The 25896-nt window shown below is 58.0% G+C and carries 24 protein-coding genes and 2 pseudogenes; 13 read left to right on the top strand and 13 right to left on the bottom strand.

The window, feature by feature from the left end:
• Positions 1 to 60: 60 nt before the first annotated feature.
• A complete protein-coding gene (locus tag OA238_RS19420) occupies positions 61 to 1500 on the bottom strand; it encodes an FAD-linked oxidase C-terminal domain-containing protein (RefSeq protein WP_015496504.1) in 1440 nt (479 codons plus the stop codon).
• A gap of 82 nt (positions 1501 to 1582) precedes the next feature.
• Here OA238_RS19420 and OA238_RS19415 point away from each other — a divergent pair, with 82 nt between their 5' ends.
• Both OA238_RS19415 and OA238_RS19410 read left to right on the top strand, forming a co-directional pair.
• The gene (locus tag OA238_RS19415; RefSeq protein WP_015496503.1) at positions 1583 to 2305 is read left to right on the top strand and encodes a DUF599 domain-containing protein; all 723 of its coding nucleotides are present in this window, start codon (positions 1583 to 1585) and stop codon (positions 2303 to 2305) included.
• Positions 2306 to 2310: 5 nt separating this feature from the next.
• A complete protein-coding gene (locus OA238_RS19410; RefSeq protein ID WP_015496502.1) occupies positions 2311 to 2676 on the top strand; it encodes a hypothetical protein in 366 nt (121 codons plus the stop codon).
• Here the strand turns inward: OA238_RS19410 and OA238_RS19405 are convergent.
• From OA238_RS19405 to OA238_RS19390, 4 genes are all read right to left on the bottom strand, one after another.
• The gene (locus OA238_RS19405; protein ID WP_015496501.1) at positions 2673 to 4745 is read right to left on the bottom strand and encodes a membrane protein; all 2073 of its coding nucleotides are present in this window, start codon (positions 4743 to 4745) and stop codon (positions 2673 to 2675) included. The genes OA238_RS19410 and OA238_RS19405 overlap by 4 nt on opposite strands.
• Before the next feature lie 78 nt (positions 4746 to 4823).
• Entirely contained in the window at positions 4824 to 7580 is a 2757-nt protein-coding gene (locus tag OA238_RS19400) for a DUF4159 domain-containing protein (RefSeq protein ID WP_015496500.1), read from the bottom strand.
• Between the two features lie 130 nt (positions 7581 to 7710).
• A complete protein-coding gene (locus OA238_RS19395) occupies positions 7711 to 8586 on the bottom strand; it encodes a DUF58 domain-containing protein (protein ID WP_015496499.1) in 876 nt (291 codons plus the stop codon).
• Positions 8583 to 9626: an AAA family ATPase gene (locus tag OA238_RS19390; RefSeq protein ID WP_245581353.1), complete on the bottom strand. Its 1044-nt coding sequence runs from the start codon at positions 9624 to 9626 to the stop codon at positions 8583 to 8585. The genes OA238_RS19395 and OA238_RS19390 overlap by 4 nt, the downstream gene beginning before the upstream one ends.
• Before the next feature lie 41 nt (positions 9627 to 9667).
• On the opposite strand from OA238_RS19390, the gene OA238_RS19385 reads away from it, so the two are divergent.
• From OA238_RS19385 to OA238_RS19370, 5 genes and pseudogenes are all read left to right on the top strand, one after another.
• Positions 9668 to 10261, top strand: a complete 594-nt coding sequence (locus OA238_RS19385; RefSeq protein WP_015496497.1) for a DUF1285 domain-containing protein — start codon at positions 9668 to 9670, stop codon at positions 10259 to 10261.
• Between the two features lie 26 nt (positions 10262 to 10287).
• The gene (locus tag OA238_RS34765) at positions 10288 to 10518 is read left to right on the top strand and encodes a hypothetical protein (RefSeq protein WP_338042799.1); all 231 of its coding nucleotides are present in this window, start codon (positions 10288 to 10290) and stop codon (positions 10516 to 10518) included.
• A 15-nt stretch (positions 10519 to 10533) separates the two neighbouring features.
• Positions 10534 to 11016: pseudogene (locus OA238_RS34760) on the top strand (TIM barrel protein); the annotation flags it as partial.
• Positions 11017 to 11087: 71 nt separating this feature from the next.
• Positions 11088 to 11459, top strand: a complete 372-nt coding sequence (locus tag OA238_RS19375) for a VOC family protein (RefSeq protein WP_015496495.1) — start codon at positions 11088 to 11090, stop codon at positions 11457 to 11459.
• A 10-nt stretch (positions 11460 to 11469) separates the two neighbouring features.
• Complete coding sequence (locus tag OA238_RS19370; RefSeq protein WP_015496494.1) at positions 11470 to 12156, top strand: helix-turn-helix transcriptional regulator; 687 nt, start codon at positions 11470 to 11472, stop codon at positions 12154 to 12156.
• 139 nt (positions 12157 to 12295) lie between these two features.
• Here OA238_RS19370 and OA238_RS19365 read toward each other — a convergent pair whose 3' ends face one another.
• Genes OA238_RS19365 through OA238_RS19355 form a run of 3 tightly spaced genes read right to left on the bottom strand, consistent with a single transcriptional unit; the run spans position 12296 to position 15324 of the window.
• On the bottom strand, positions 12296 to 14326 hold the full coding sequence (locus tag OA238_RS19365) for a vWA domain-containing protein (RefSeq protein WP_015496493.1): 2031 nt from the start codon (positions 14324 to 14326) through the stop codon (positions 12296 to 12298).
• Positions 14327 to 14340: 14 nt separating this feature from the next.
• Entirely contained in the window at positions 14341 to 14859 is a 519-nt protein-coding gene (locus OA238_RS19360; RefSeq protein WP_015496492.1) for an RNA polymerase sigma factor, read from the bottom strand.
• A gap of 51 nt (positions 14860 to 14910) precedes the next feature.
• On the bottom strand, positions 14911 to 15324 hold the full coding sequence (locus tag OA238_RS19355) for a CopD family protein (protein WP_015496491.1): 414 nt from the start codon (positions 15322 to 15324) through the stop codon (positions 14911 to 14913).
• A gap of 98 nt (positions 15325 to 15422) precedes the next feature.
• Between OA238_RS19355 and OA238_RS19350 the strand changes: the two genes are divergently transcribed.
• On the top strand, positions 15423 to 16118 hold the full coding sequence (locus OA238_RS19350) for a hypothetical protein (RefSeq protein WP_015496490.1): 696 nt from the start codon (positions 15423 to 15425) through the stop codon (positions 16116 to 16118).
• A gap of 489 nt (positions 16119 to 16607) precedes the next feature.
• Here OA238_RS19350 and OA238_RS19345 read toward each other — a convergent pair whose 3' ends face one another.
• Complete coding sequence (locus OA238_RS19345; RefSeq protein WP_015496489.1) at positions 16608 to 17645, bottom strand: GlxA family transcriptional regulator; 1038 nt, start codon at positions 17643 to 17645, stop codon at positions 16608 to 16610.
• Between the two features lie 278 nt (positions 17646 to 17923).
• Here OA238_RS19345 and OA238_RS19340 point away from each other — a divergent pair, with 278 nt between their 5' ends.
• Together OA238_RS19340 and OA238_RS19335 are read left to right on the top strand one after the other, a co-directional pair.
• Complete coding sequence (locus tag OA238_RS19340) at positions 17924 to 19192, top strand: FAD-binding oxidoreductase (protein ID WP_015496488.1); 1269 nt, start codon at positions 17924 to 17926, stop codon at positions 19190 to 19192.
• A gap of 56 nt (positions 19193 to 19248) precedes the next feature.
• Entirely contained in the window at positions 19249 to 20193 is a 945-nt protein-coding gene (locus OA238_RS19335) for a homocysteine S-methyltransferase family protein (RefSeq protein WP_015496487.1), read from the top strand.
• Between the two features lie 357 nt (positions 20194 to 20550).
• Here the strand turns inward: OA238_RS19335 and OA238_RS30555 are convergent.
• A pseudogene (locus OA238_RS30555) lies at positions 20551 to 21078 on the bottom strand (class I SAM-dependent methyltransferase).
• Positions 21079 to 21239: 161 nt separating this feature from the next.
• Positions 21240 to 22718, bottom strand: a complete 1479-nt coding sequence (locus OA238_RS19320) for an NAD-dependent succinate-semialdehyde dehydrogenase (protein ID WP_015496486.1) — start codon at positions 22716 to 22718, stop codon at positions 21240 to 21242.
• 69 nt (positions 22719 to 22787) lie between these two features.
• On the opposite strand from OA238_RS19320, the gene OA238_RS19315 reads away from it, so the two are divergent.
• Positions 22788 to 23576, top strand: a complete 789-nt coding sequence (locus OA238_RS19315; protein WP_015496485.1) for an alpha/beta hydrolase — start codon at positions 22788 to 22790, stop codon at positions 23574 to 23576.
• Between the two features lie 7 nt (positions 23577 to 23583).
• Here the strand turns inward: OA238_RS19315 and OA238_RS19310 are convergent, their stop codons facing one another.
• Positions 23584 to 24021, bottom strand: a complete 438-nt coding sequence (locus OA238_RS19310) for a hypothetical protein (protein WP_015496484.1) — start codon at positions 24019 to 24021, stop codon at positions 23584 to 23586.
• A 188-nt stretch (positions 24022 to 24209) separates the two neighbouring features.
• Positions 24210 to 24938, bottom strand: a complete 729-nt coding sequence (locus tag OA238_RS19305) for an SDR family oxidoreductase (RefSeq protein ID WP_015496483.1) — start codon at positions 24936 to 24938, stop codon at positions 24210 to 24212.
• A gap of 135 nt (positions 24939 to 25073) precedes the next feature.
• Between OA238_RS19305 and OA238_RS34060 the strand changes: the two genes are divergently transcribed.
• Together OA238_RS34060 and OA238_RS19300 are read left to right on the top strand one after the other, a co-directional pair.
• The gene (locus OA238_RS34060) at positions 25074 to 25289 is read left to right on the top strand and encodes a hypothetical protein (protein ID WP_245581352.1); all 216 of its coding nucleotides are present in this window, start codon (positions 25074 to 25076) and stop codon (positions 25287 to 25289) included.
• 27 nt (positions 25290 to 25316) lie between these two features.
• Complete coding sequence (locus tag OA238_RS19300; RefSeq protein WP_015496482.1) at positions 25317 to 25877, top strand: L,D-transpeptidase; 561 nt, start codon at positions 25317 to 25319, stop codon at positions 25875 to 25877.
• Positions 25878 to 25896: the final 19 nt, after the last annotated feature.

Raw genomic sequence — 25896 nt, 5'->3', positions numbered from 1 at the left:
ATTGCCTTTGTCTTATAAATATCCCGGGGGACGCGCAGCGGGGGGCTGGCCCCCATTGTCTTATTCAGCCGCAATCCGCCGTGATGCACTGCTTGTCAGCGGGAACACCTTGGCGGGATTGAGCAGCCATGACGGATCAAACACATCCTTTATGGCCATCTGAATCTCGAGGTCTTGCGGTGCGAACTGGTGGGTCATCAGATCACGCTTTTCGATGCCGACGCCATGTTCGCCTGTCAGACAGCCGCCCGCATCAACACAGAGTTTCAAGATCTCCGCGCCCATCGCCTCGCAGAGTTCAAGATCACCGGGTTTGTTGGCGTCATAGCAGATCAGCGGGTGCATGTTGCCGTCGCCTGCGTGAAAGACGTTGCCGACGCGCAGCCCGTATTCTTCGCTCAACTCACCAATACGGCGCAGGACCATTGGCAGCGACGACACAGGGATCGTGCCGTCCAGACACATGTAATCGCTGATTTGGCCGATTGCGCCAAAGGCAGACTTGCGGCCAAGCCAGATGCGCGCCGCTTCCTCCGCTGATTTGGCTTCGCGCAGCTCAACGGGGTCATGTTTGCGGGCAATGGCGAGGATCACGGCCAGCTGTTCGTCGATCTCGGCAGGCGATCCCTCGACCTCGACGATCAACAAAGCCTCACAGTCGGGATAACCCGCTTGCGCATATTTTTCGGACGTTTCAATGCAAAGTCGGTCCATAAATTCGATGGCGACGGGCAGCACACCCGCCTTGATGATGTCGGCGACGCAAGCGCCCGCAACCTCGTTGTCGTTGAATGCCATAAGAACGGGCCGCGCGCCTTCCGGCTTGCGCAGGATGCGCAGCGTGGCTTCGGTGACGACGCCAAGTTGGCCTTCTGACCCGCAAATCAAGCCCAGCAGATCAAGGCCCGCCGCATCCAGATGTGCGCCGCCTATGTCGGTGATCGTGCCGTCCATCAGCACCATCTTTACGCCGAGCAGGTTGTTCGTGGTCACGCCGTATTTCAGGCAATGGGCACCACCGGAATTCATCGCGATATTGCCTGCAATCGCACAGGCCAGCTGGCTGGACGGGTCGGGGGCGTAAAAGAAATCTTCCGCCTCGACAGCGCCGGTCACGGACAGGTTGGTGCGACCCGATTGCACCCGAATATAGCGATCCTCATAGTTGGTTTCCAACACCCCGTTCAGGCGCGCCACACCAAGGATCACGCAATCTGCCGTTGGCAACGCGCCGCCCGCAAGCGATGTACCGGACCCGCGCGGCACGACGGGCACGCCCATTTCGTGACAGACGCGCAGGGCGGCCGCGACTTCTTCGGTCGATGCTGGCAGCACCGCGCAAAGCGGCGGGCATCTGTAGGCAGAAAGGGCGTCACATTCATAGGCGCGCACCTCGGATTCGGCATGGATGACCGCGTTCTTTGGTAGAACGAGTTGCAAACGCGCAACAATTTCGGCTTTGCGCGATAAAATTGATTGGTCTGGTAATGGCATATCCATGGGCTTTATCCTCCGATTGGTAAAGAATTATAACCAATTTGGCCTGATGTCTATGGCCATCTTTTCGACTAGGCTGTGGCATATGGATATCATGATAGAATTTGGCAGCCTTAGCGGGCTTGATGGGGCGGCTGTGGCGTTGTTGATTGCGGTCTGGCTGGCGTTGAGCTGGTGGATTGAACATCCGTCGGCGAAGCACCCGTCGGTCACGATGGTCATGTCAGAATACCGCCGCCAATGGATGCAGGTGATGATCCGCCGCGACCCGCGTATCTTTGATGCGCAAATCATGTCGAGCCTGCGCCAAGGCACGTCTTTTTTCGCGTCGACCTGTCTGTTGGCTGTCGGTGGTGTTCTGGCGTTGATCGGCAATGTGGACCCGCTGCGCGGCATGGCTGACAGCATCGACGTCGCGCAAAGCTCGACCGTCATCTGGCAGATCAAGCTGGGGTTGGTTTTGGTGCTGCTCAGCAATGCGTTCCTGAAATTTGTCTGGGCGAACCGCGTGTTTGGCTATTGCAGCGTGATGATGGCGGCGGTGCCCAATGACCCGGATGATCCCATGGCGGTGCCCATGGCGGCAAAGGCCGGAGAGTTGAACATCCGCGCGGCGATGAATTTCAATCGCGGCCTGCGATCGATGTATTTCGCCCTTGGCGCTGTGGCGTGGTTGGCGGGTCCGGTGCCGCTTATGGTGGCGGTCGCGGTGACCGCGCGCGTCGTCTGGAGCCGTGAATTCGCGTCTGTTCCCCGTGCGATCATCATGAACGACACAGGCGACATTGGCGGCGACACCAAGATGTGACTTGGATGCTGGGCGCTGGTCGCTATTCTGTCTTTATGAAAACAGCCCTTGTCCTGATCCTCGCCGCATCGCCCGTTTTGGCCGATGCGCCTGTCGTTGAAAACGTCGTCTTTGACGATGGACGGTTTGATGTGACCCTGTCCCACCCCGATACCGGATGGGACGATTATGCCGACTGGTGGCGTGTTGAACTGGCCGACGGCACGGTTCTTGGCACCCGCGTGTTGGCACATCCCCACGTGACCGAACAGCCGTTCACGCGGTCACAATCAGGGTTCGATATTTCCGCTGATGCGGTTGAAGTGTTCATTCGCACCAGCTGCATCATCGACGGATGGGCAGTTGATGCCGTCGCATTCACGATCCCCTAGCGCTGTCCCTCACGAAGCCACGCGCCGATCACCAGCAGTCCTGCCAGCAACAACGCCAGCCAAGCGGGCAGCAGCGGTGTGACGGTCACGTCAGTGATGCGATAGGCATCGCGCGGGGTGATGCCGATCCAGCCCAGACCAAACGCCACGCGGCCGCTGCGCACGTCGCGTAAAGACGGCAGGCCGTCGCTCATCACAGTGATGCCGCCGTTGGTTGATGCCACGAGGTCTGCGATCAATTCGCCGTTCGCGATCGTCTGTTCAAATTCACGCGGGGCAGCAGGACCGAGCGCGATGACAGTTTCAACGTCCCCGTCGGTCAGGCGATAAAGCCCGACTTCGGGCGATTCCCACAACAACTCGAACCTGCCCGGGGTCACTTCGTCCAAGGTCAAAATCGTCTCGGTGCCGTCGGGATGGGTGATCGTCACATCGCCGGTTTCTTCATCGAGCGTGCGGCGGATAATGCGCATGGTCAGCCCGTTTGGTTCAACCCACATGGTTTCTTCTTCAAGCTCGGGCTCTTTCATCATCCAATGGGCGAGGCGGCGCAGCAGTTCCAATTGCGGCCCGCCGCCTTCAAATCCGCGATCCCACAGCCATGTTTGATCCGACGCCATCAGCGCGACGCGTCCTTCGCCGACCCGTTCCAGCATCAGCAGGGGTTTGTCGTCAATTCCGGACATAACGACGGTGGCGTTTTCGGTTGGTTCGACTTCTATCTGGCGGAACCAGCGGCCCCAACCGGGGGTGCCGTCCTCGCCTTGATTGGGCGAAAATTCCTCAAGCCCTTCGGTCACGGGGTGGCGTTGGCCGATGTCGGTGATCTCCGGTGTAAAGCCTTCTTCATAGACCCGCGCCGTGGGGCGACCCGGCAGCACGGCTCCTAAAGGGGAGCGATAGATGCTGTCGGCTGACGCGTAATCCGGACCCGCAGAAATCAAAACCGCGCCGCCGTTTTGCACATAATTGCCAATATTCTCGAGGTAGGCTGACGGTAAAATTCCGCGCCGTTTGTAGCGATCAAAAATAATCAGATCGAATTCGTCGACCTTTTCGAGGAACAATTCACGGGTCGGAAACGCGATCAAAGACAGCTCATTCACCGGTACGCCATCCTGCTTTTCAGGGGGGCGCAGAATGGTGAAATGCACAAGGTCGACTGAACTGTCGGATTTCAGCAAGTTGCGCCACGTGCGCTCCCCCGCGTGGGGTTCGCCGCTGACCAGCAACACGCGCAGACGGTCGCGCACACCGTTGATTTGCACCACGGCTTCGTTGTTGCGGTCGGTCAACTCGCCGTCCACGGCAGGGGTGGCAAATTGCATCACATTCATCCCGCCGTGGGGCAGGTCGATTGGCAATTCGACGTCTTCATTGACCGGCACCAGGAACGCCATCGGTGGGCCGCCATCGATGGAAATTGTAAGATCAACAAAGCCCGCGTCGGGCGCTGCACCCTGATCCTCAACCCGCAGGGTGAGCGTGACAGGTTCGCCGAGTATAGCAAATGCAGGCGCGTTGCGGATCACAAGGCGGCGATCCCAATCGTCTTTGTGGCCTGTCAACAAAACATGCAGCGGCGCGGGCAATGTTGCGGGGGCGGCTGGCAAATCGTGCAGGCGACCGTCGGTGATCAACACCATACCGGCGATGCGGGCTTGCGGTTCTTGCGACAGGGCCTCCGATAGGGCCGCCATAAGTTCTGTGCCCACATCATCGACCCCGTCGCCCAAGGTCAGGACACGCAATTCGGTGTTTGGACGCCGCGCGACTTCGGCTTGCAGATTGGCAAGCGCTTGTGCGGATTGATCGGGGCGGTCCGACAGACGCTGGCTCGCGCTTTCATCAACGACGGCCAACACGATGTCAGACAGCTCGGCGCGGTCTTCTTGTTGCAGCGACGGATTGGCGATGGCGCCAAGGATGACAACGGCGGCCAGCGCGCGCAGCGCCCAGCCCAACAGTCGTCGCCAGATTGCAAAGGCGAGCCCCACCGCAGATAGCGCCGCCAGCCCGTATAGCACGACTAGCGGCACCAGCGGGTCGAGGATGATGTTCCCGATCATACTATGCCCACTTCTGGCTTCATCTTGGCCCGAAAACTCCCGCCGGAGGCGCAGATTTCAATCATGCGATGTTCCATCCTATTGCCCCAACCGATCCAGCAACGCAGGCACATGGACCTGATCTGATTTATAATTGCCCGTCAGCACATGCATGATCAGGTTAACGCCAAACCGCAGCGCAATCTCGCGTTGGCGTTCACCCGCCATGCCGCGCCCGATAGGAACCAGCGGGTTGCCCTGGCGGTCGGTGGCCCATGCCGCGGCCCAGTCGTTGCCGCCAACAACCACGGGCGTCACACCATCGTTAAGGTCGCGAAACGGCATTCCATCGGAAATCTCAGCCCCCGCGGGGGCCGCTTCGACCCAGACATCGCGACTGGGATGACGACCGGGGAAATCTTGCAGCAAATAGAATGTCCGCGTCAGAACATGGTCCTGCGGGATCGGTTCAAGGGCCGGAATATCAAGGCCGCGGGCAATCGCCTGCAGCTTGCGTCCTTGCGGCGACGACGAGCCGAACCGCGCCAAATCCGCATCGCGGGTATCAAACAGGATCATCCCGCCTGATCGCAAATAGCGGTTCAGCTTGGCATAAGCCTCGCGGGTTGGCAGCTGCTGGTCGGCTGTGATGGGCCAATAAATAAAAGGGAAAAACGCCAGCTCGTCGGTTTCAAGGTCGATGCCGACAGGAAACGAGGGTTCAATCGACGTGCGTTGGAACAGGGTGTTGGACAACCCGTAAAGCCCTGCGTCAGACATCTCATCGACGCGGGTGTCACCCGTCACAACGTAAGCCAGCACCACGTCGGCGGTTGCAGCGATGGCGAAACTATCGTCCTGCGCGCGCGCTTGCGGGGCGATCATCAAGGCGATTAGTACGGTCGCTACCGCAGCGGCGCGTGGACCACGAAGGCGACCTGACAGGGCCAGTGACGCGATGATATCAATCGTCAGCAGGACCAGTGCGGCCGCCAAAAGCCAGCCTTTCAGCAGCGTTTCGCGCACCACATCAAGGCCTTCAACCGCAATGCGCGCGGGCCATGTCGTGGCAATCAGCGTGTCGTCGCGGCCAATGACGTTGACGGCGATGCGGCGGTCTTCGCCGGCGTAAAGACCCGGTGGCATCATCGCTGAGGGTGTGGCTGTCGCGAGGGCTTCACCGTCAACACCGGGCAAGGTGTCGGCGCGGATAAGGTCGCCAAAAGCATCCAGAACGTCTTCGGCCATCCAAGTGGTTCCTATCAAATCTTCCGCGGTGGGGGCAGACGGGCGCGTGGACACCGCGAGACGTTCAAGCATTTGCACGAACAGGCCCGACAGCGGCAGGGTCGACCATTCTGCATTTGCCGTCACATGAAACAGCACGATGGATCCTGATCCAGCCGATTTGCGGGTGACCAGCGGCGTGCCGTCGGCCAATTGCGCGATGACGCGCTGCGCCAATGTTGGGTCGGGTTGCGCCACGACCTGCGCTGTGACTGCGACGTCATCGGGGATGGTCAGACCGAAGAACGGACTGCTGGCTGGAAATGGCGCGAGCACTTTAGGCTCTCCCCATGACATGGCACCGCCGATCGATCTGCCGCCAATGCGTAGCCGCACCGGCATCAGCGGGTCTTCGTCAATGCGGCTGATATCGCTTGCGGCAAGGCGCGGGCCTGCAAAACGCACCAGAAGCCCGCCGCTTTCAACCCAGTCGAGCATCGTGTCAGCCTCAATCGCGGTGAGCGTCCCGACATCGGCAAGGATTATAGCGTCAGGATTGGCCAGAAGCACGTCTTGCAGTGTGCCGTCGATTAGGTCCGCCGTTGGGATCAGGGCCTGTTCAAGGTAGTGCAGCGGGGACAGCAGATCGAGGGCTTCGCGATCACTGGCGCCCGCAAGAAGCGCCACTTCGCGACGTTTCAAGGCATCGTCGGTGAGTGTCACAGCACCCGCAGATCGCATACCTTGGATTTCGAAACGTGTGACGCGGTTTCGCAGTTCTGGCGGCAGATCAAAGGTCGCAGTCGCCTGTGTGGCTGTAGCCTCGAACGTGGCGATTGCGCTGGACAGGCGGCGTTCGACGCCAGCAGGATCAAGCCCGATGGCGGTGATTGTGGTCTCGACCTCGATACCCGATGTGGCGCGTAGGGCGGTCACGGTGACGTTGTCGTCCTCAAATTGCGCGGCGCGCAGGCCCAAAACCGGTCGCGGGGATTCAAAGGCGGTGACGGTGCCGTGGGATTCCAGTGCCGCCAGAAGCGCGTCACGGCTGTTACGGGCCAATCCATCCGACATCCAGAAGGTGTCGAACTGTCCGGTCAGGCTGTCAGCCCAGTGGGTCAGCGCGTCGCTGTCGGGGGCATAGGGGTGTGGTTGCAGCGCGGGGATGCGTTGCCGCACCGCCTGCGCATCCTGAAAGACTGGCGGTTCCGGTGGCAGATCGGTGAGGGCAACGAGTGCCGCCGTGCGGCCATCGCGGGCGGCTTCTGTTAGGGCTGCATCAATACGATCCACGCGGCGCGGCCAATCGCGCGCATCTGCCCATGTGCCGTCAACGACGATCAACAACGGGCCAGTGCCGGGGGTGTCTTCGTCCGGGTTGAGGACGGGGCCTGCGAACGCCGTGATAATTGCGGCCACGGCAATAAGACGCAGCAGCAACAGCCACCACGGGGTGCGGTCGGTCTGGCTGGTGTCGTCGGTGAGGCCAAGAAGCAGTGCCACTCCGGGAAAGCGGCGCCGGATCGGGGCTGGCGGAACTGCACGCAGCAGGAGCCACAAAATCGGCAGGATCAGCAGGCCAAGCAGCAGCCACGGTGTCGCGAATGCGATGGGGCCGAGGTTTAGCATGGGCGGATTTCACGTCGAATTTGCGGTGCAAATCCGACGGCAGAGGGGGGCCAGTCCCCCGTCGCCAAGGCGCCCACCCCCGGGATATTTATGAGACAAAGGCAGGGCGGGAAGGAAAAGTTTGCAGGGGTCATGCGCGGCGTTCCAGTGCGGTGTAAATCCAGAGCAGGGCAGACGCTGCGGGGGTGTCCGTGTGGTGGGTGTTGTACTGCCAGCCCGCCGTACGTGCGAGGGATGCAAGGCGGTCTTTGCGTTGTGCAAGGCGATCAAGGTAGCGGTCCCGCAGGTCGCGGGCTTTGAGGGTTTCATGTCGCATTGTGCCGGACATGGATTCAAAAATGGTACGACCGTCAAAGGGAAATGCTTCCTCGGACGGGTCAAGGATTTGGACAAGGGCGCCGCGCACGTCGCGATCGGCGGCTTTTGCCATGGCGGTTTCAAGTCCGGTGAGGTCGCCCATGAAGTCTGACACGAACAGCGCGCGCGAATGCGAGACCATGCCTGTGGCGTCGGGTGTTCCGAAGTCGTCCGCGTGATCTTGTGAAAGCAGGGCTGCCATTTGCGCGACTTGGACTTCACCGCGCCGCGGCGGCAGGACGTTGCCGGTCAAACCGACCCGTTCGCCACCGCGCAGCAGCAAAATGGCACTGGCCAGTGCCAGTGTGCGCGCGCGCGATCCTTTGGTGGTGCCGTCGTTCAGGGACGTGAACGACATGGAGGCGGACTGGTCGACCCACATCAGGATCGACTGGGCGATCTGCCATTCCTTATCCTGGATGAACTGTGCATCCGAACGCGCAGAGCGGCGCCAGTCAATACTGCGCATTTCGTCGTGGTTTTGTGCCGGTCGGTATTGCCAGAACGTATCGCCAACACCCGCACGCCGCCGACCGTGATCACCGATCATGACCGTTGTGGCGAGGTGTTCAGCCTCGGCCAGCAGGGGTGGAAACGCGGCCGCGAGGGTTTCGGACGCCGAGCGTAAAGTGAGGGGCGCGTCCGTCATGCGGCCTGCGAGATGCTGGTGATTTGGGTTGCGACCTGATCAATGACAGACGGCAGGTTTTCGCCGCGCGCGCGCGCCGCAAACGACAGCGCCATGCGGTGTGTGAGAACAGGTGCTGCCATGGCGCGCACATCTTCGGCCGATGGAACCAGACGGCCATCCAGCAAAGCGGCCGCGCGCACGGTCAGCATCAAGGCCTGCGCGGCACGCGGGCCGGGCCCCCAGCTGACGGTGTTTTTAACCAGTTCGGACGCCGATGCATCATCTGGGCGGCAGGCGCGGACCAGATCAAGGATCATTTCAACAATGGCATCGCCCACCGGCATGCGTCGCAACAAGACCTGTGCTGCGAGCAATTCTTCGGTGGTGAAAACGGCGGTGGCATTTTCTTCGGTTGCGCCCGTTGTCGCGATGAGAATGTCGCGTTCGGTGCCGCGATCCGGATAGGGGACGTCAATCTGCACCAAAAACCGGTCAAGCTGTGCTTCGGGCAGGGGGTAGGTGCCTTCTTGTTCGATAGGGTTTTGCGTCGCCAGAACGTGGAACGGCGCGCCGAGTTTGCGATGTTCGCCCGCGATTGTGACTTCTTTTTCCTGCATCGCCTGCAAAAGCGCTGATTGCGTGCGCGGGGAGGCGCGGTTGATTTCATCCGCCATCAACAGCTGACAAAAAATCGGGCCTTCGATAAAGCGGAAATCGCGGCTGCCATCGGTGGCCGTTTCCAGCACTTCGGAGCCAAGAATATCGGCAGGCATCAAATCGGGTGTGAACTGGATACGATTTCCATGCAGACCCATGACCGTGGACAGCGTATCGACCAGCCGCGTCTTGCCCAGACCGGGCAGGCCGATCAGCAAGGCATGCCCGCCACACAAAAGTGACGCCAATGTCAGATCGACCACCCTGTCCTGACCGATGAACCGTTTGGCAATGGAGACGCGGGCCTGCGCCAGTTTGCCGCCGAGGGTTTCGATCTGGGTCACGAGTGCTGCGTCGTTCGGAACTTCGGGGGGCATGGCAATCTCTTTCTTATGGGTCATATAGTCGTTCATGAGTTGAACAGATATCGCAGGTAAGCCCAATGGCAAAAACAAACCAAAGTAATGGCACTGTTACAGTGTCGGCGGAAAGCCTCGCATCTTCGGCGCGGGCGGCGGCAAAAGGGCGCGGATTGCCGCCCGTGGAAAGTTGGAATCCGCCATTTTGTGGTGATCTGGACATGCGGATCGCGCGGGATGGCACGTGGTTTTATCTGGGCACGCCGATTGGGCGGCCCGAACTGGTGAAGCTGTTTTCGACAGTTATTCGCAAAGACGGGGACGATTATTTTCTGGTGACGCCGGTTGAAAAGGTGGGCATCACCGTCGATGACGCGCCGTTCGTGGCGGTGGATTTTGTGCAGGTTGAAGACGGGTTGCGGTTTGAAACCAACGTGGGTGATTTTGCAATCGCCGGGCCGGATCACCCGATCCGCGTTGTGCGGGATGCCAAATCTGGGGAGCCGAGCCCCTATGTTTTGATCCGCCGCAACCTTGAAGCCTTGATTGATCGAAAGTCGTTTTATCGACTGGTGGATATTGGTGAAACGGCCAAACACGAGGACGTTGATTGGTTTGGCATTCGGTCAGCTGGTGCGTTTTTCCCGATCATTCCCGCTGCGGACTTGGAGGTTTAGTGCCGAAGTTCTGCGCGAATCTGACGATGTTATTCACTGAATATCCGCTGTTGGAGCGTGCGGTGGCCGCCAAACGTGCGGGGTTAGAGGCGGTGGAGATCCTTTTTCCCTACGACGAAAATACGGCTAAACTTGGCACCGCTTTGGCGCGATCCGGTCTGCCTTTGGCGTTGATAAATTGCCCGCCGCCGAATTATGCCGACCCCGACGGGCCGCGCGGGTTTGCGGCTGTGGTGGGTCAGGAGGCGCGGTTTTAACAGGCGTTCCGGCGCACGGTTCGCTATGCGGGCGCGCTGGGCGCAGAGCATGTCCATATCATGGCCGGTGTTGCTGCGGGGCCAGCGGCACGACACTGTTTTGTGCAGAATTTGAAATGGGCGTCGGCGTTCGCGCCACGTCAAAGCCTGACGATTGAGCCGATCAATGAGACCGACATGGCGGGTTATTTTCTTAATGATTTTGATCTTGCGATGGAGGTGCTGGAAGAGGTGGCGGCGCCAAATCTGCACCTGCAGTTTGATGCCTATCACGCCGCAAAGATCACCGGCGATGTGTCGGGCACTTGGGACAAAGTGAAATCGCGTGTTGTGCATATTCAGGTGGGCGGTGTGCCGGATCGCCATGAACCAAGTGGCGGCGATTTCGATTATCCCGCGTTTTTCAGATTGCTGGACCGGCAAAACTACAAAGGCTGGGTCAGCGGCGAATACCATCCCGCTGCACGCACCAACGAAAATCTTTCTTGGATAAGCTGACATGATGCTGACAGTATGATGTCAGCAGGGGTGTGTCAGAGAGGTGTCATCAACACCAAGGAAATGAGACAATGACACACCAACCAATCGTAGCATGTACCGAAATTCCAGTGACGGATATGAAAAAAGCCAGTGCCTTTTATGGCGAAGTCTTTGGCTGGAACATGGAGATTACGCGGATGGGGCCATTTGAGGTTGCCGTTTTCAATGGCGCGGACGAGGGGGCGGGGGGGCATTTGTGCCTTGGAACACCGCCCACTGACGGAGGGACCGTCACGCATTTGACGGTGTCGGACACCGTCGAGGACGCCGCAGCGCGGTTGACCGTCGCCGGCGGAACCGTTGATAGCCCTGTCATCGACATTCCCGCGGGCCGTTATCTGTATGCCCGCGATCTTGACGGGAACCGTCTGGGTTTGTTCGAACTCGGCAAAGCCGCTTGAGGAGTAAAGCATGAGACGCGCTGACCGCCTTTTCCAGATTGTGCAGTATCTGCGGGGTGGTCGGCTGCTAACGGCGGCGAAATTGGCCGAACGGCTTGAGGTGACCAAGCGCACGATTTATCGCGACGTGGCGGATTTGATTGGGTCTGGCGTGCCAATCGAAGGTGAGGCCGGTGTCGGCTACGTGATGCGGGCGGGCTACGATCTGCCGCCGCTGATGTTCAATTCAGACGAGATTGTTGCGCTGGTTGCGGGTGCCAGAATGATCCGCGCGTGGGGCGGCGCGCAAATGGCTGCGGCCGCCGAAGAAGCGCTGGTCAAGATCGAAGCGGTCCTGCCGGAAGATGCCCGCGCGCGGGCGGCGTCGGTGCCGGTTCATGCGTTCCAGACGAACGAAATGACAGACGAGGTTCGCGCGCGCATCGATCGCATCGAGGCGGCATCAGACGGGCGCATTCGGCTTGATTTGAATTACGGCGATCAGCACGGCGGCGCGTCGCGTCGGGTGATCCGCCCGCTTGGTCTTTGGTTTTGGGGCAAGGTTTGGACCGTTGTCGGGTGGTGCGAATTGCGCAATGATTTCCGCATGTTCCGGCTAGATCGCATTAAGGACATGGAAGAATTCGGGCCATTCAAAGTGGAAAAAGGCCAGAGTTTGCGTGATTTCTATGCCTCGCCTGATGGCGGGCGGCGCTAAAAATCGCCGGCAAGAAAAATGAGTTCTACCGCACGTTTTTTGACTTTGGTGGGTCGCGAGGCAATGGGACCCTGACACTGGTGCGCCGAGGGCTGTGTTGTGCTGCCTCCGGCGGGGATATTTTAAAGCAAAGACGAGATTAGTTGTTCAGTGATTGGGCGAGGCGCATGAGTTGGACGGCTTCGGTGCGGTAACCGAACGGGTCGTCGCCGCAGTTCTGGTTTGCCAGCGCGATGGCGTCGTCCCAGCCCCAATCGCCAAGGTAAGTGTTGTCGCGCAGAAGTTGCCCAAAGCCCGCGATAGAGGCGGCGAAGCTGGCCTCCTGATTGGGTCGCGCGCGGTCGAAGACGGGGATCGCGGTCTCGATGAGGCGGCTTTCGGCCTCACCTGGCAGTTTGTAGCGCAGGCGCAGAAAGCCGAGTTCGTCAGAGTCTGATGTGGTTTCTGCGGCTTGATAGCGCAATGGATCGCTGAGTTGTGCAGGCGAGCCGACGGGCGTTATTTCGTAGATCGCCGTGACAGTGTGGCCTGCACCAAGTTCGCCTGCATCCACCGCATTGTTGTTGAAATCTTCGCGGTTCAGCGCGCGGGTTTCATAGCCGATCAGGCGGTATTCTGCGACGGTGCTCGGGTTGAATTCCACTTGAATTTTCACGTCGTTGGCGATCGGGAACAGCGCGCCTGTCAGGTTGTCGACGAGGACCTTTTGCGCCTCTGACAGGGTGTCGATATAGACCGCTGTGCCGTTGCCGTTTTGGGCCAAGGATTGCATCGTTGCGTCCTGCAGATTGCCGCGCCCGAAGCCGAGCACGCTGAGGTAGGTGCCGGTATCGCGTTTGTCTTCGATGTAGGCTTGAAGACCGCGCGGATCGCTCAGGCCGACGTTGAAATCGCCGTCCGTGGCGAGGATGACGCGGGACACGTCACCATCCGTTTTCATGGTTTCGGCGAGTGCGTAGGCCTGCTCGAGACCGCCCTGGCCGTTGGTTGACCCACCTGCATTCAGCGCGTTTAGGGCGGCAAGTATGGTCGTGCGTTCAGACGCTTGCGTCGGTTGCAGCGCGATACTGGTTGACCCCGCGTATGTGACAATTGCGACCTCATCTTCGGGTGCTAGGTTGTCGAGCATCAGGCGGAAGGATTGGCGCAACAGCGGCAGTTTATCAGCGCTTTCCATCGAACCGGAGGTGTCGATCAGGAACACGAGGTTCAGCGCTGGGCGGTCTTGAATGCTTGGCATTTCACCTTGGAGACCGATGTGAACCAGTTGCGTGTCAGCGTTCCACGGGGTTTCAAAGACGTTGATCGTAGGTTGGAACGGCTGGCCGTCTGGCGCGGGGTAGGCGTAGGGAAAATAGTTGATCATTTCTTCGATCCGCACGGCGTCGGCGGGGGGGAGTTGGCCTGCGGTAAGCGACGAGCGGATGAGTGCATAGGCGGCGGTGTCCACGTCGATAGATAAGGTAGAGACCGGTTCTTCGGTTGTGATTTTCAGCGGGTTGGGGGTGTCGTTGGCGAAGGATTCTGTGTCGAGTTCGCCGATGCCCGCAACGTTTGGTTCTGGCGCAGATACAACTTGGCCCAGTGCCATGCCTTCGGCCACCAAGTCGTTCGTTGGTGCGGCGCGGGTCAGGGACAGTGGCGCGGCGGTGGCAGGGTTGCCGATAGCGGAGTCCGCTTCTTCGCGGCTGCTGGATTCGGACAACACTACAGCGGGGGCCATTTCCATCACTGGTTCGGCCAAGGCCGCGACGTTAGCGTCATCTGTGGTTTCATCAACCAGTGCTGGCGCGACGGAAACAGATCCAGCTGGATCGAGCACGGCCGCGTCTGGTGGCGTTGGCTGAGCCAATCTGGCTGTCGGAGCGAGGTTCAGGATATCGCGCCCTTGCGGCATGCCGATCATGAAGCCGCAGGCAACGATTGCGGTGGTGACCGTGAGGCCAGTGCGGGATGTGAGGGTGTGTAGCATTGTCATAACTCCAGTCCATTTGTTGGGTCTGGGAGTGTGACGGGCGGCGATCCGCGATCCTTGGATATCAGCGAAATTTTTTGTCGCGAGCGCGATATTGCGTGACTTTGCGTCTGCGTCTGCGTCGGGCGCAGGCGTGGCGTCGTTCAGGGCGAACTTGAGGTCGTCTAGGTCAAACTCGTCATTAGAATTGGTCATACCACGCCCTCCTTTTACTTAATGGATTTTAGATGCTTGCGGGCCTCAGAGAGACGCCATGAGACGGTGCCTTCGAAGATGCCCAAGATGTCGCCGGCGTCCGCGTGGGTCATATCATCCAGCACCAAGGCCAGCGTGTCGCGCAGATCGACGGGCAGGGACCCCATTGCGATTGTCAGCCAATCGGCGCGGGTCTGGTTTTCTTCAATCACCGCTTGGCGGTTGAGTTCCCAGTCACCCCAACCGTCAGACGCGCGCCCGTAGGTTGCTTGTTTGCGGCGGCGGTCGTGGGCGGCGTTGACGGCGACACGGTAAAGCCATGTAGTGACTTTTGACTGCTGTTTGTAGCTTGATAACTTCGCGGGCAGGGCGGCGCAGATGTCTTGGGTCAAATCCTCGGCTTCGTGCTTGGATCCGGTCAGGCGGAAACACAGCCGGAACAGGCGGTCATACTGACGGGCGATCAGGCTGGCGAATGCCTGCCCGTCACCGTCTTGGGCCGCCAAGGCCATATCTTCGTCACTGACTGTCATTCGCATCACTAAGGTACGACGAGGGTGGTGCGTCAATCCTTGGAAATTTTTTCAGAAAGGTTTGACCACGACGACCCAGAGGATTGCGATCACACCGAGCACGCTGACCTCGTTGAACACGCGCAGGTAGAAATCACTTTCGTTGAAGGTACCGCGCCGCGCGCGCATCACCATGCCACCTGTCATCATGTAATGTGCCACCAGCACGGACACGAGGGCGAGTTTGACGATCACCCAAGTGTCAAACGCCCAGACGGCCGCACCCAGCCAGATGCCCGTGATCAGGGACAAGACCATCAGGCCAGCGGAAAAACGGTAGAGGCGGTAGGTCAGATCACCCAGCGGGCCGTTTTCACTGGTTTTGGCGAAATCGCGCTTCCAATAGATCAGCGCGCGCGGAACGGCGAAGATCGACGTCATCCACCCCATGACGCAGAGAATATGTATGATTTTCAACCAGTCCATGGCCGATAGATGCCTGATGATTTCAAAGGGGTCAATTGGGCGCGACGGAACAGGGCGGGGTCTGCGTATAAAGGCAAAGCATGTAACAGGATAAACCCATGAAAATTGCAATTCCACTGACGATCGCCACACTGACCCTTGCCGCGCTGAGCCCTGTGTTTGCCCAGAATCGCGGCGTGACGGAGGCCGACCTTGGCGGTTCGGGCAGCGTGGCTGTCAGTGCAGAGATCTGGGTCGACAATTGGTTTGCCATGTCTGTTGACGGCGCGCCATTGTATGAAGACAGCACAGCCTACAACACTGAGCGGTCGTTTAACGGAGAGCGGATCACGTTCAACGCCGACTTGCCGATGACCGTCGCATTCGAATTCCGCGATTTCATGGAAAATGATACGGGGCTGGAATATATCGGCGAACGCAATCAACAGATGGGCGATGGCGGTGCGATTGCGCAGTTCAAGGATGCAAACAGCGATGTTTTGGGTGTGACGGATGCAAGTTGGCGGTGTCTGATCGCGCAATATGCGCCGATTGATACAACTTGCGAGGACACGGGCGATCCGCAGGTCGGTGTCGGGGCTTGTGCGTCTGAAACCCAAGTTGTTCCTGCCGATTGGACGTCTGTTGATTTCGACGACAGCGATTGGGCCAGTGCCACGGTCCATTCAGAACGCGATGTTGGCCCCAAGGACGGTTATGACGCGATTTCGTGGGACGGCCGTGCAGAATTGATCTGGGTTGATGATCTGGAGCGGGACAACATCGTTTTGTGTCGCGCGGTGATCGGCGACTGACCGAAGTTGGATGAGTTGCTGATCCTGCCAATTAAAACACCCGTGGCGATTGATGTGGGCGTCGGGGTTTGAGTTGTTTTTGCCAAGATGAAGAAGGGAGCAGCAAGAATGGCCTGAGGCGGCGTGAGCCGTCAGGGGTAATGTCGCGCGGGGCTTGTGTGTTTTGCCAAAAGGCGGGGCCGTGAAGGGACGTATCCTTCAGGGTCTGTGCGCTGCGACCCGTCTCTACACCTGTTACCGCCAGTATCTCTGTGCGGGGCGAGGTGGTCGCGGAGACCGGCTGCCGTTTCATCGTCCATGGCGCGCGGTGTGATGGACCGCGCGGGTTAACTGAGGGTGAGGATGCATTAGCTTGGTTTATGAGGGGTGAATGGGGCGTGCGGTGGTGTTGCGTCAGGGCTAAGGTGTATTGTGATCAAGGTCCGCAAGGCGGAACCAAGAGCCGTTCGCCGCATTTGCGCCAACGTCCGCTTCGCGAAGACCTCGACGTCATCCCGCCGCAATGGGCTTGGCGATCTGCGCGATGCGTTGGAATTTCTTTCGATAGGCGGCTGGTGAAAGGCCGACGCCTCGTTTGAATACTCGACGGAATGAAGCGGGGTCTTCGTAGCCAACTGAGCTGCCGATATCGTCTACAGACTGGGCATCTGTTTCTAGCATCTGCTTGGCCTCTTCTATCCTGAGCGCCTGCACATATTCTATGGGCGCAAAGCCAGTTACGGAACGGAAACGACGGGAAAAAGTACGAGGGTTCAGGCCGGATCGCGCAACCATTTGTTCGACCGGCTTAGCGAGGGCGTAGTTGTCAGCTATCCAAACTTGGCAGTCGGATATCTGGGCATCCGAGGTCTCCATTGGACGGGTCATGACTGAGTAAGGTGACTGGCCTTCAGAGTGGCCGCTGATCAGAAAAACTTTCGCGGTTTCAATCGCATGCTTGTATCCGCAAAACCTGGCGATCAAGTAGACAGCCAAATCGTGCCACGCGCTGACACCACCCGCCGTCACAATGCGGTCTGCTTCAGCTGCCAGACACAGAATAGATTCATTGCGAAAGGCGACTTTTGGATAATGGCGTTGAAACATATCACGGTACGCCCAATGCGCTGTCGCCTCTTTCCCGTCTAAGAGCTCTGCTTCCGCAAGAAGAAGCGATCCTGAACAGACGGACGTAAGCATAGCCCCGTCCGCGTGCATCTTACGTAGCCAAGCGATCTCCCGAGGGTATCGGCCCTTTGGGACATCGTAGATCGACGTATACATGTCACAAATGACAACGGCATCTGGTGTCGCCTGATTGTTAACCGACATATGCGGCTCAACCGGAATATTTCCAATACAATGAAATGGTTTTCCGTCTGCCGAAGCAATTTTAATGTCCAACAGCTCGTCACCTGGTGATCCTGAGACCATGTCGGAATAAACTGCACCTACAGAGAGCAAGACATCATACAATCCATAGAGAACGGATGCTGATGTTTCTGGTGCAGCGAGCAGTACAATCAGGGGTTTCTTAGCTTCGGTCATGACGGGTCCTCGTCTAATTAGGCACGGTATTGGCAGATTTGCCTCGGTCACTTGTCCAGTATGCCTTGTACTTGGCCATAATGCCACTCTGAGAGACCGATGTGTTGGGATAGCCTGAACGCAAGTTTTAAAAAGGAAGCACAGAATGGATGACTTTAGGAACACGTTAGATACGCTGGCACTTGAATTCAGAGGTGAGATGTTTGGTCCCGAGGACGACCGATTTGATGATGCGCGAAGTGTTTGGAATGCGATGATAGATCGCCGCCCTGCGCTCATTGCTCATTGCTCAATGCAGAACTGCGGGCGACGTGCAGACCGCAGTCAAGCTCGCGGTTGCACGTGACCTGCCGATTGCCATTCGTGGTGGCGGACACAATGTTGTGGGCCACGCGGTCTGTAATGACGGCGTAATGATTGACCTGTCGCTCATGCGAGGAGTGACGGTCGATGCATCTGCACGGGTGGCGAAGGTGCAAGGCGGAGCGTTGTGGCGTGATGTAGACGTGGCGACACAAGAGCATGGGCTCGCGACGCCGGGTGGGTTGATTTCCGACACTGAGGTGGCAGGTCTAACGCTTTCGGGGGGCATTGGCTGGCTGCGCGCACAGCATGGTTTGTCGATCGACAATCTAAACGCCGCTGACGTAGTCGTCGCCGACGGCACGTTGATCCATACAACTGCTGACGAAAACCCCGAACTACTTTGGGCCCTGCTAGGCGGGGGTGGCAACTTCGGTGTCGTAGTGCAGTTCGAATTCGCGCTCCACCCTATTGGCCCGGAAGTCATGTTCGCTGCTCCAATTTACCTCGTCGAAGACGGCCCCGAACCAATTCGTGCATGGCGCGACTTTCTTGTCAAACATGGCGATAGAGTTGGATCGTTGTGCGAGTTTTCCACGGCCGCGGGCGAGGATTTCCCTAAGAAACACTGGGGTAAGCGGGTCTTTACGCTGGCTTGCGTGTACAACGGTGACGCCGCTGAAGGTGAAGCGCTTCTTCAGCCACTTCGCGAGCTGGGCGAAATGTCGACCGATTTTTCCGGACGAATGAACTACTGCGATGTGCAACAATTCTTCGATACTTTGATGCCCGCAGGAGATTTTCGCTGTTACTGGAAAGCCCGCTATCTGACAGACCTAACAGATGAGATGATTGATCTGGCCTTGGCCAACGCAATGGCAGCGCCTTCGGATAATTCACTGTCATCGCTCTGGAATTTTGGTGGAACAACCGCCAAGGTTGCAGCGGACGCCACCGCGTTTGGTGACCGATCGATGGGATGGATGTATTCACTGGACAGAGTCTGGTCCAATCCCGGTGACGATGAGGCAAACATTGCCTGGTCTCGTGAAGGCTGGGCCAATTCTGAACGATTTGGCCACCATGGCCGCGCTTACCTCAATTTTGCGGGGCATGGTGAAGACAACGCGGCGCTGACGCGGACAAGTTTCGGCCCAAACTATGATCGACTTGTTGAAATAAAGACCAAATATGATCTACAAAACCGGTTTCGCTTCAATCAAAATATCGCGCCGGAGACTTAAGGCCTGCGAAGCATTTTCCCCGAGATACACATCACTATTTTCGATAGGAGCATAACATGTCCCAGCCAACACCCCTGTTGCCACATCAGACGAACGTCATTTTCTTGACCGATGGCGGAACAGAGACTTGGCTTATGTACAAGCGCGGGTTCGAGCTTCCGAAATTCAGTGCCTTTCATCTACTGAATGATAAACGGGCAGCACGGGCATTGCGGGAATACTACACCGCCTTCGCCAATGTTGCCGTGAAGCTTGGAACCCCCTTCATCTTTGATAGCCTGACCTATCGCGCAAGTCGGGACTGGGGTGCTTTGCTTGGGTATTCCACTGCAGGTCTCGCGGAGATGAACCACAAGTGTTTTGAGCTTTATCGTGAATGTGCCACCGCCGCCGGGCTGCCTCCAGAAAACACCGTGATAAGCGGCTGCATTGGCCCAAAGGGCGATGCCTACCAAACACATCAGGACTTAACTTCTCAAAGTGCCGAACTATACCACTCGGAGCAGATTGGGACGTTCAAAGAAGCGGGTGCAGATATCGTAACTGCACTGACCTTGAACACAACGGACGAGGCGATTGGCATTGCTAGGGCCGCGGCGAAAGTAGGCTTGCCGTCGGTCATCGCGTTTACGATTGAAAAAGACCGCAAGCTTCGCAGTGGAGAGAGTTTGAAGCAAGCGATTGAAACGGTTGATGCAGCAACTGCAAACGCGCCAGCCTATTACATGATAAATTGCTCGCACCCTGTCGATTTTGGACCTGCATTGGCTGTCGAAACTTGGGCAAAACGCATCCGTGGATTGCGGGCCAATGCGTCATCCTTGGACCATGGTACCTTGTGCCAGTTGGGTCATCTCGAAGAAGGCGACCCCGATGAATTGGCGAGCCAGTACGTTGATCTGCGGGCGGCCCATCCAAATATGAATGTCTTTGGCGGATGTTGCGGCACGGACTATGTGCATGTCGAGAAAACCGGACGGGCCCTTTTGGCTGCTGCGTGAGCGGTCGGCAACAACGTTTTGAGGCCGCTAGCTGCCATTCCTGCATCGCGCAGCATTTTGCAAAGTGGGCTCGGAACTGACCTTGGTAGCACAAACCACCAAATAGGGCCAATGCATCTTGATCCCTTCGACGTCACGAAAGGCCTCTGCGCCAGATCTGATAGCGTTGATGATTGCCTGCTTGGCGTCGGTTGCCTGTGCCTCAATGAGCATGGGTGCATGGACAATTCCCTTGTAGAGCAAATCAAGCAAGTCATCTCCGGTCTGACCGCGCCAGATGGCGATCTTTTTTTCAAATGTAACAGCGCCGAAACCGGAGGCCCGCAGCGCGTTTTCTGCTTCTGCGACCTTTGCAAATCAAAAAGGCGGCGGAGCCGGAGGCAGATCGACGTCCATCGTGCCGTGTTTGTTGATTGCTGTCACCAGCAGGCCCATCATGTCCCAGCCTTCGTCAGGGGGAAGCCAAGCAGTGTAAGAATACATCCCGCTGGGCTTGAGCACGCGCGCGGCCTCGGAAATGGCACTGTCTGGGTCACTGACATGCCACAGCCCGAAAGCGCAGGTCGCTGCGTCAAAACTTGCGTTTTCGAATCCGAGTTTCTCCGCATCACCAACTTCAAACTATGCAACTGGTACGCGTGCCCGCGCGATTTCGATCATTGGTTCGGCAAAATCTACGCCCGTCACTTGGGCTCCGCTTTGCGCAGCGGCTTCGGCCAAGTCCCCTGTCCCACAACAGATGTCAATCAGGCGACGCCCGGAGATATTCCCTAAACACTCAAGTAATGGTTCGATCGCCTGTCGAGTCACACTGGCGAAATGATCGTCGTAGAAGCGGGCTTTTTCTGCCCACCCTTGGTGTTCCAATTCCTTGAAGCACGCCATGCTTCCTCCCGCAAATCTCGCTGCAGGGGGAGGCTACAAGAAATAAAGCGTTTTGGCGAATAAATGCATGAGCGGCTATTCATTGACAACGCAGCATTCTGCGCTTTGGGCATCAGAAAGGGCATCCGCTGCGCACTGTCGACTGCGCAGCGGGGGCGCCTTTAAACGCTCATGCAAATGTATTTCATTTCCATGTAGTCATCCATGCCGTGGCGCGATCCTTCACGGCCCAGACCTGATTGTTTGACGCCGCCGAACGGGGCGACTTCGGTGGAAATGATGCCGGTGTTGACGCCGACGATGCCGTATTCCAAGGCTTCGGCGACTTTGGTGACGCGGCTGAGGTCCTTGGCGTAAAAGTAGCTCGCAAGGCCGAAGATGGTGTCGTTGGCTTTGGTGATCACGTCGTCTTCGTCTTCAAATTTGAACAGCGGCGCGAAGGGGCCGAATGTTTCATCCGTGCTGACCATCATGTCTTGCGTCGCACCCGTTACGATTGTCGGCTGAAAGAACAGACCGCCCAGATCATGCGGTTTGCCGCCCGTCAGGATCGTGCCGCCTTTGGACAGCGCGTCTTTCAGGTGTTCTTGCACTTTGTCGATGGCGGAGGCTTCGATCAGGGGGCCGAGTTGCGTGTCGTCGTTCAGCCCATCACCAATCTTGAGCGCCTCAACCGCGATCTTCAGTTTTGCAGCGAAATCGTCGTAGATGCCTGCCTGCACATAGATGCGGTTGGCGCAGACACAGGTCTGGCCGTTGTTGCGGAATTTGCAAGCGATGGCACCTTTGACAGCTTCGTCGAGGTCCGCGTCGTCAAACACGATGAACGGCGCGTTGCCGCCCAGTTCCATGGAACATTTCATCACTTGATCGGCAGCTTGTTTAAGCAGGATGCGTCCCACTTCGGTAGACCCAGTGAAGGTCAGTTTGCGCACAAGCGGGTTTTCGCAGAATTCTTTGCCAGCCTCGGACGACGACGTGGTGGTGACGACGCTGAACAGGCCTTCCGGGATGCCGGCCTCCTCAGCCAATTTGCCCATGGCGAGGGCGGACAGCGGGGTCAGGGACGCGGGGCGCACGACAAACCCACAGCCGGCGGCCAGCGCGGGGGCGACTTTGCGCGCGATCATCGCGTTGGGGAAATTCCACGGGGTGATGGCAGCGGCGACGCCTATGGGCTGCTTGATCACGGTCAGGCGCAGGTTGGGCTGATGACCGGGGATCGTTTCGCCGTAATTGCGTTTCGCTTCTTCGGCAAACCATTCCACGAAAGACGCGCCATAGGCGATTTCGCCGCGCGATTCCGTCATTGGCTTGCCCTGTTCGGCGGTCATAATGATCGCGAGGTCTTCTTGATTTTCCATCATCAGATCGAACCATTTGCGCATGACATTGGCGCGGTCTTTGCCGGTGCGTTTGGCCCATGCGTGGCGCGCTTTTTCTGCGGCATCAATGCCTTGCGCGATTTCTGCGCGGCTTAGGTCGGCGACTTTTGCGATCACGTCGCCGCGCGCGGGATTGGTGACATCAAAGGTTTTGCCGTCTTTGGCCTGCACCCATTTACCGCCGAGAAAGGCGTCGGTGCACAAAAGATCGGGACGGGTGAGCATGGACTTTAGGTCTGTGGTGGAATCAAGCATGGTGTTCTCCAGATTGGGCGTTGGCGTACAGTTACGCCTGATGACCGCATTGTCCAAGAGGGGCCAAACATGACACGCGCTATGACGCCGGATGAGGCATATGCGAATTCCACCTACATCCCTGATGGGGAGAGTTATTACGCGCGCTGGGCGGGTCAAGCGGCGGCGTTTCGCGCCACCCATGCCGATGCGGAATTGTCTGTGCCTTACGGCGCTGGCGCGCGCCAAAGTTATGATTTCTTTCAGGTATCAGGGCCGGCCAAAGGCACCGTTGTCTTTGTGCACGGCGGGTATTGGATGGCGTCCAGCCCGCGCGATTTTTCGCATCTTGCGGCGGGTGCTGTGTCTGCTGGGTATGCCTGTGCGATGCCGTCCTATACATTGGCACCGGATGCGCGGATCACCGATATTACGCTGGAAATTGCGGCAGCGATCGGCTCGATTGCGCGGCGCACGACGGGTCCGATTTATTTGACAGGTCATTCGGCTGGCGGGCATTTGGTGGCGCGGATGGCCTGCGTCGACATGGCCGCCGACTGGTCGCGCCGCGTCGCACGGATCATGGCGATTTCGCCGATCAGCGATCTGGCGCCGTTGATGGAAACGTCAATGAACGAGGTGTTGGGCATTGATCCAGCTGAGGCATTGGCACAAAGCCCTGTCCACCTCGCGCGCCAGAATATGGCTGTGACCGCTTGGGTCGGCGGCGCGGAACGGCCTGCGTTTTTGGATCAAGCGCAGTGGTTAGGGGCGGCTTGGGATTGCGATGTGACGATTGAGGCGCAGATGCACCATTTCGACGTGATCGAGGGGTTACAAACACCGCACAGCGCCATGATGCGGGCCCTTTTGAGGTGACGCCGTATTACAGAACGTCAAATGCGCCTGCATAGCGCAGCATAGGCGTGTCGTTCAGGGAATAGGGCAATCCGCAAAACGCGGCCTCTGCGATCAGGACCAAAGTGTTGTTGGACCCAATCTCGTTGAACAGGTTTTCGGTGTATTGTGTCAACATCGGCACAGCGCCACCAATGCGCGCCGTTCCAAAGATGATTTCAACCTCGGTCGTGTCGATCATCGCGTCGGGCAAATCCCGCGTGAGGGGTTCGGGTTCATTGCGGCTGGGCGCATCAAAACAATAGGACGTCGCGGCGAGTTCGGACACGAATGTGCCGTGGAAAACATGCACACGATTGGCGTGAGACGGATCGAAAAATTGCTTTTCTTCCATAGCCGCTGTGAGTTTATGATCTCGAAAAATACCAAAAAGGGCGCGGCTGAGCATTTTGAACGTTGTGCGCATCAGATTGACGGGTTTGATGCTGGCGGGCGATCACTGTCACCGGGATTGGAGTCTCCGGCGAATTTGACAATCATTACATCATTACATCATTGCCGTTGTAATTGGCAACCACATGGGGGTCAAAACGACTGTCAAACATCGCTAGTTTTTCGGCAAGATTGATTTTCAGCAAACTCATAAAGCTATCCCTAAATACATCTGCCTCCGTCGACTTCCATGGCGACACCAGTGATCATGCTGGCATCATCGCTGCACAAAAACGCCGCCGCCGCGCCCATATCTTCGGGGGTGGAAAAGCGGCCAAGCGGGATCGTGGACAGAAACTTGGCCCGAATTTCTGGCGTATCTTCACCCATGAACGTTTTCAGCAGAGGTGTTTCACCCGCAACGGGGTTTAGTGCGTTCACGCGGATGCCAAACGGGGCAAGTTCGACGGCCATCGCCTTGGTCGCGGTGATCATCCAGCCTTTGGACGCGTTGTACCAGTTCAGGTTCGGGCGCGGGCTGATCCCTGCCGTTGATGCGATATTCAGGATCGCACCTGATCCGCGCGTCTTCATTGCGGGCACGAAATGGCGTGACATCAGGAAGACCGATTTCATGTTTACCCGAAAAACGCGGTCAAAGTCGTCTTCGCTGACGTCTTCCATCGGTTGCGGCAAATGGGTGATGCCCGCATTGTTTACGATAATATCGGGGTTGGGCATCTTTCCCGCCATGCGCTGCACGGACGTGTTGTCGGACACATCAACGACCCAAGGGCTGGCGTTGATCCGCGCGGCGACCTCTTTTGCTGCGTCACCGTTGATGTCAGCCACCAACACGCGTGCGCCTTCTTGAGCAAGACGCTGGGCAATGCCAGCTCCAAAGCCGGAGCCTGCGCCGGTCACGATTGCGGTTTTTCCTGTGAGACTCATGGTGACAATATGAGCGTCGGCGGTGCGGATTCCCAGAAATATATTACCTGTAAGGACTTGAAGGGGCGATGGAGCTGGTTTTGCGCGGGTTTCGCCTGTTAAGGTTTGCAAGATTAACACACACTGGGGACAATAATGCAGAAGACCACACACCTAAGCGCCTTGCGCATCGCAGTATTAGGCACGGCGCTTGCTCTTCTTGCCGCCTGCGCGTCGCAAGAGGTGATTGACGACGCTCCTGCCGTAGAGATCGTCGAGGGCTACGGATTCCTTGAGGATGGCGAGTATACACTGCCGCCGATCCCTGCCGAGTATCTGCAGGGCGTCAACCAACGCACAGTGGTGGGGTAAAATGGTCCGGAAAGCGCGGGCACCATTGTGGTCGATATCCATGCAAAACTGCTTTATTTTGTTGAGGAAGACGGTCAGGCGCGCCGCTATCCTATTGCCGTTGGTCGCCAAGGATTAAGCCTCAATCGCCCGACCGTTATCCAGCTAAAGCGCGAATGGCCCGGCTGGACCCCGACACAAAATATGCTGCGCACCCAACCCGAAGTTTACGGACCCTTTGCACGCGGCGTTGAAGGTGGTCTTGCAAGCCCACTTGGCGCGCGCGCCCCTTATCTATTCAGAAACGGTCGCGACACGCATTTCCGCATCCATGGCACCAACGATTTACCATCTATCGGTAATTCGGGTTCCGCAGGCTGTATCCGCATGTTCAACCACGACATCATTGATCTGTATCCGCGCGTTCCAAATGGCACCGACGTCGTGATCCGCTCCTATGAAGAATCTGTTGAGCTGGAGGGTGAAGCGCTGGCCAATCGCGGCGTGATCCTGCAGCCAAATATCATTGATCCAGACCTGATTTACGGCACCGATGATGACGATGATGCGGGCGACGACGATCTGGCCCTTGCAGACGCCGATACTTGAGATTGCGTTAAGCGAATTG

This window comes from Octadecabacter arcticus 238 (assembly GCF_000155735.2).
Taxonomy (GTDB): domain Bacteria; phylum Pseudomonadota; class Alphaproteobacteria; order Rhodobacterales; family Rhodobacteraceae; genus Octadecabacter; species Octadecabacter arcticus.
Note: the sequence above shows the minus strand (reverse complement) of the source record. Positions and strands in the feature narration are given on the sequence as shown.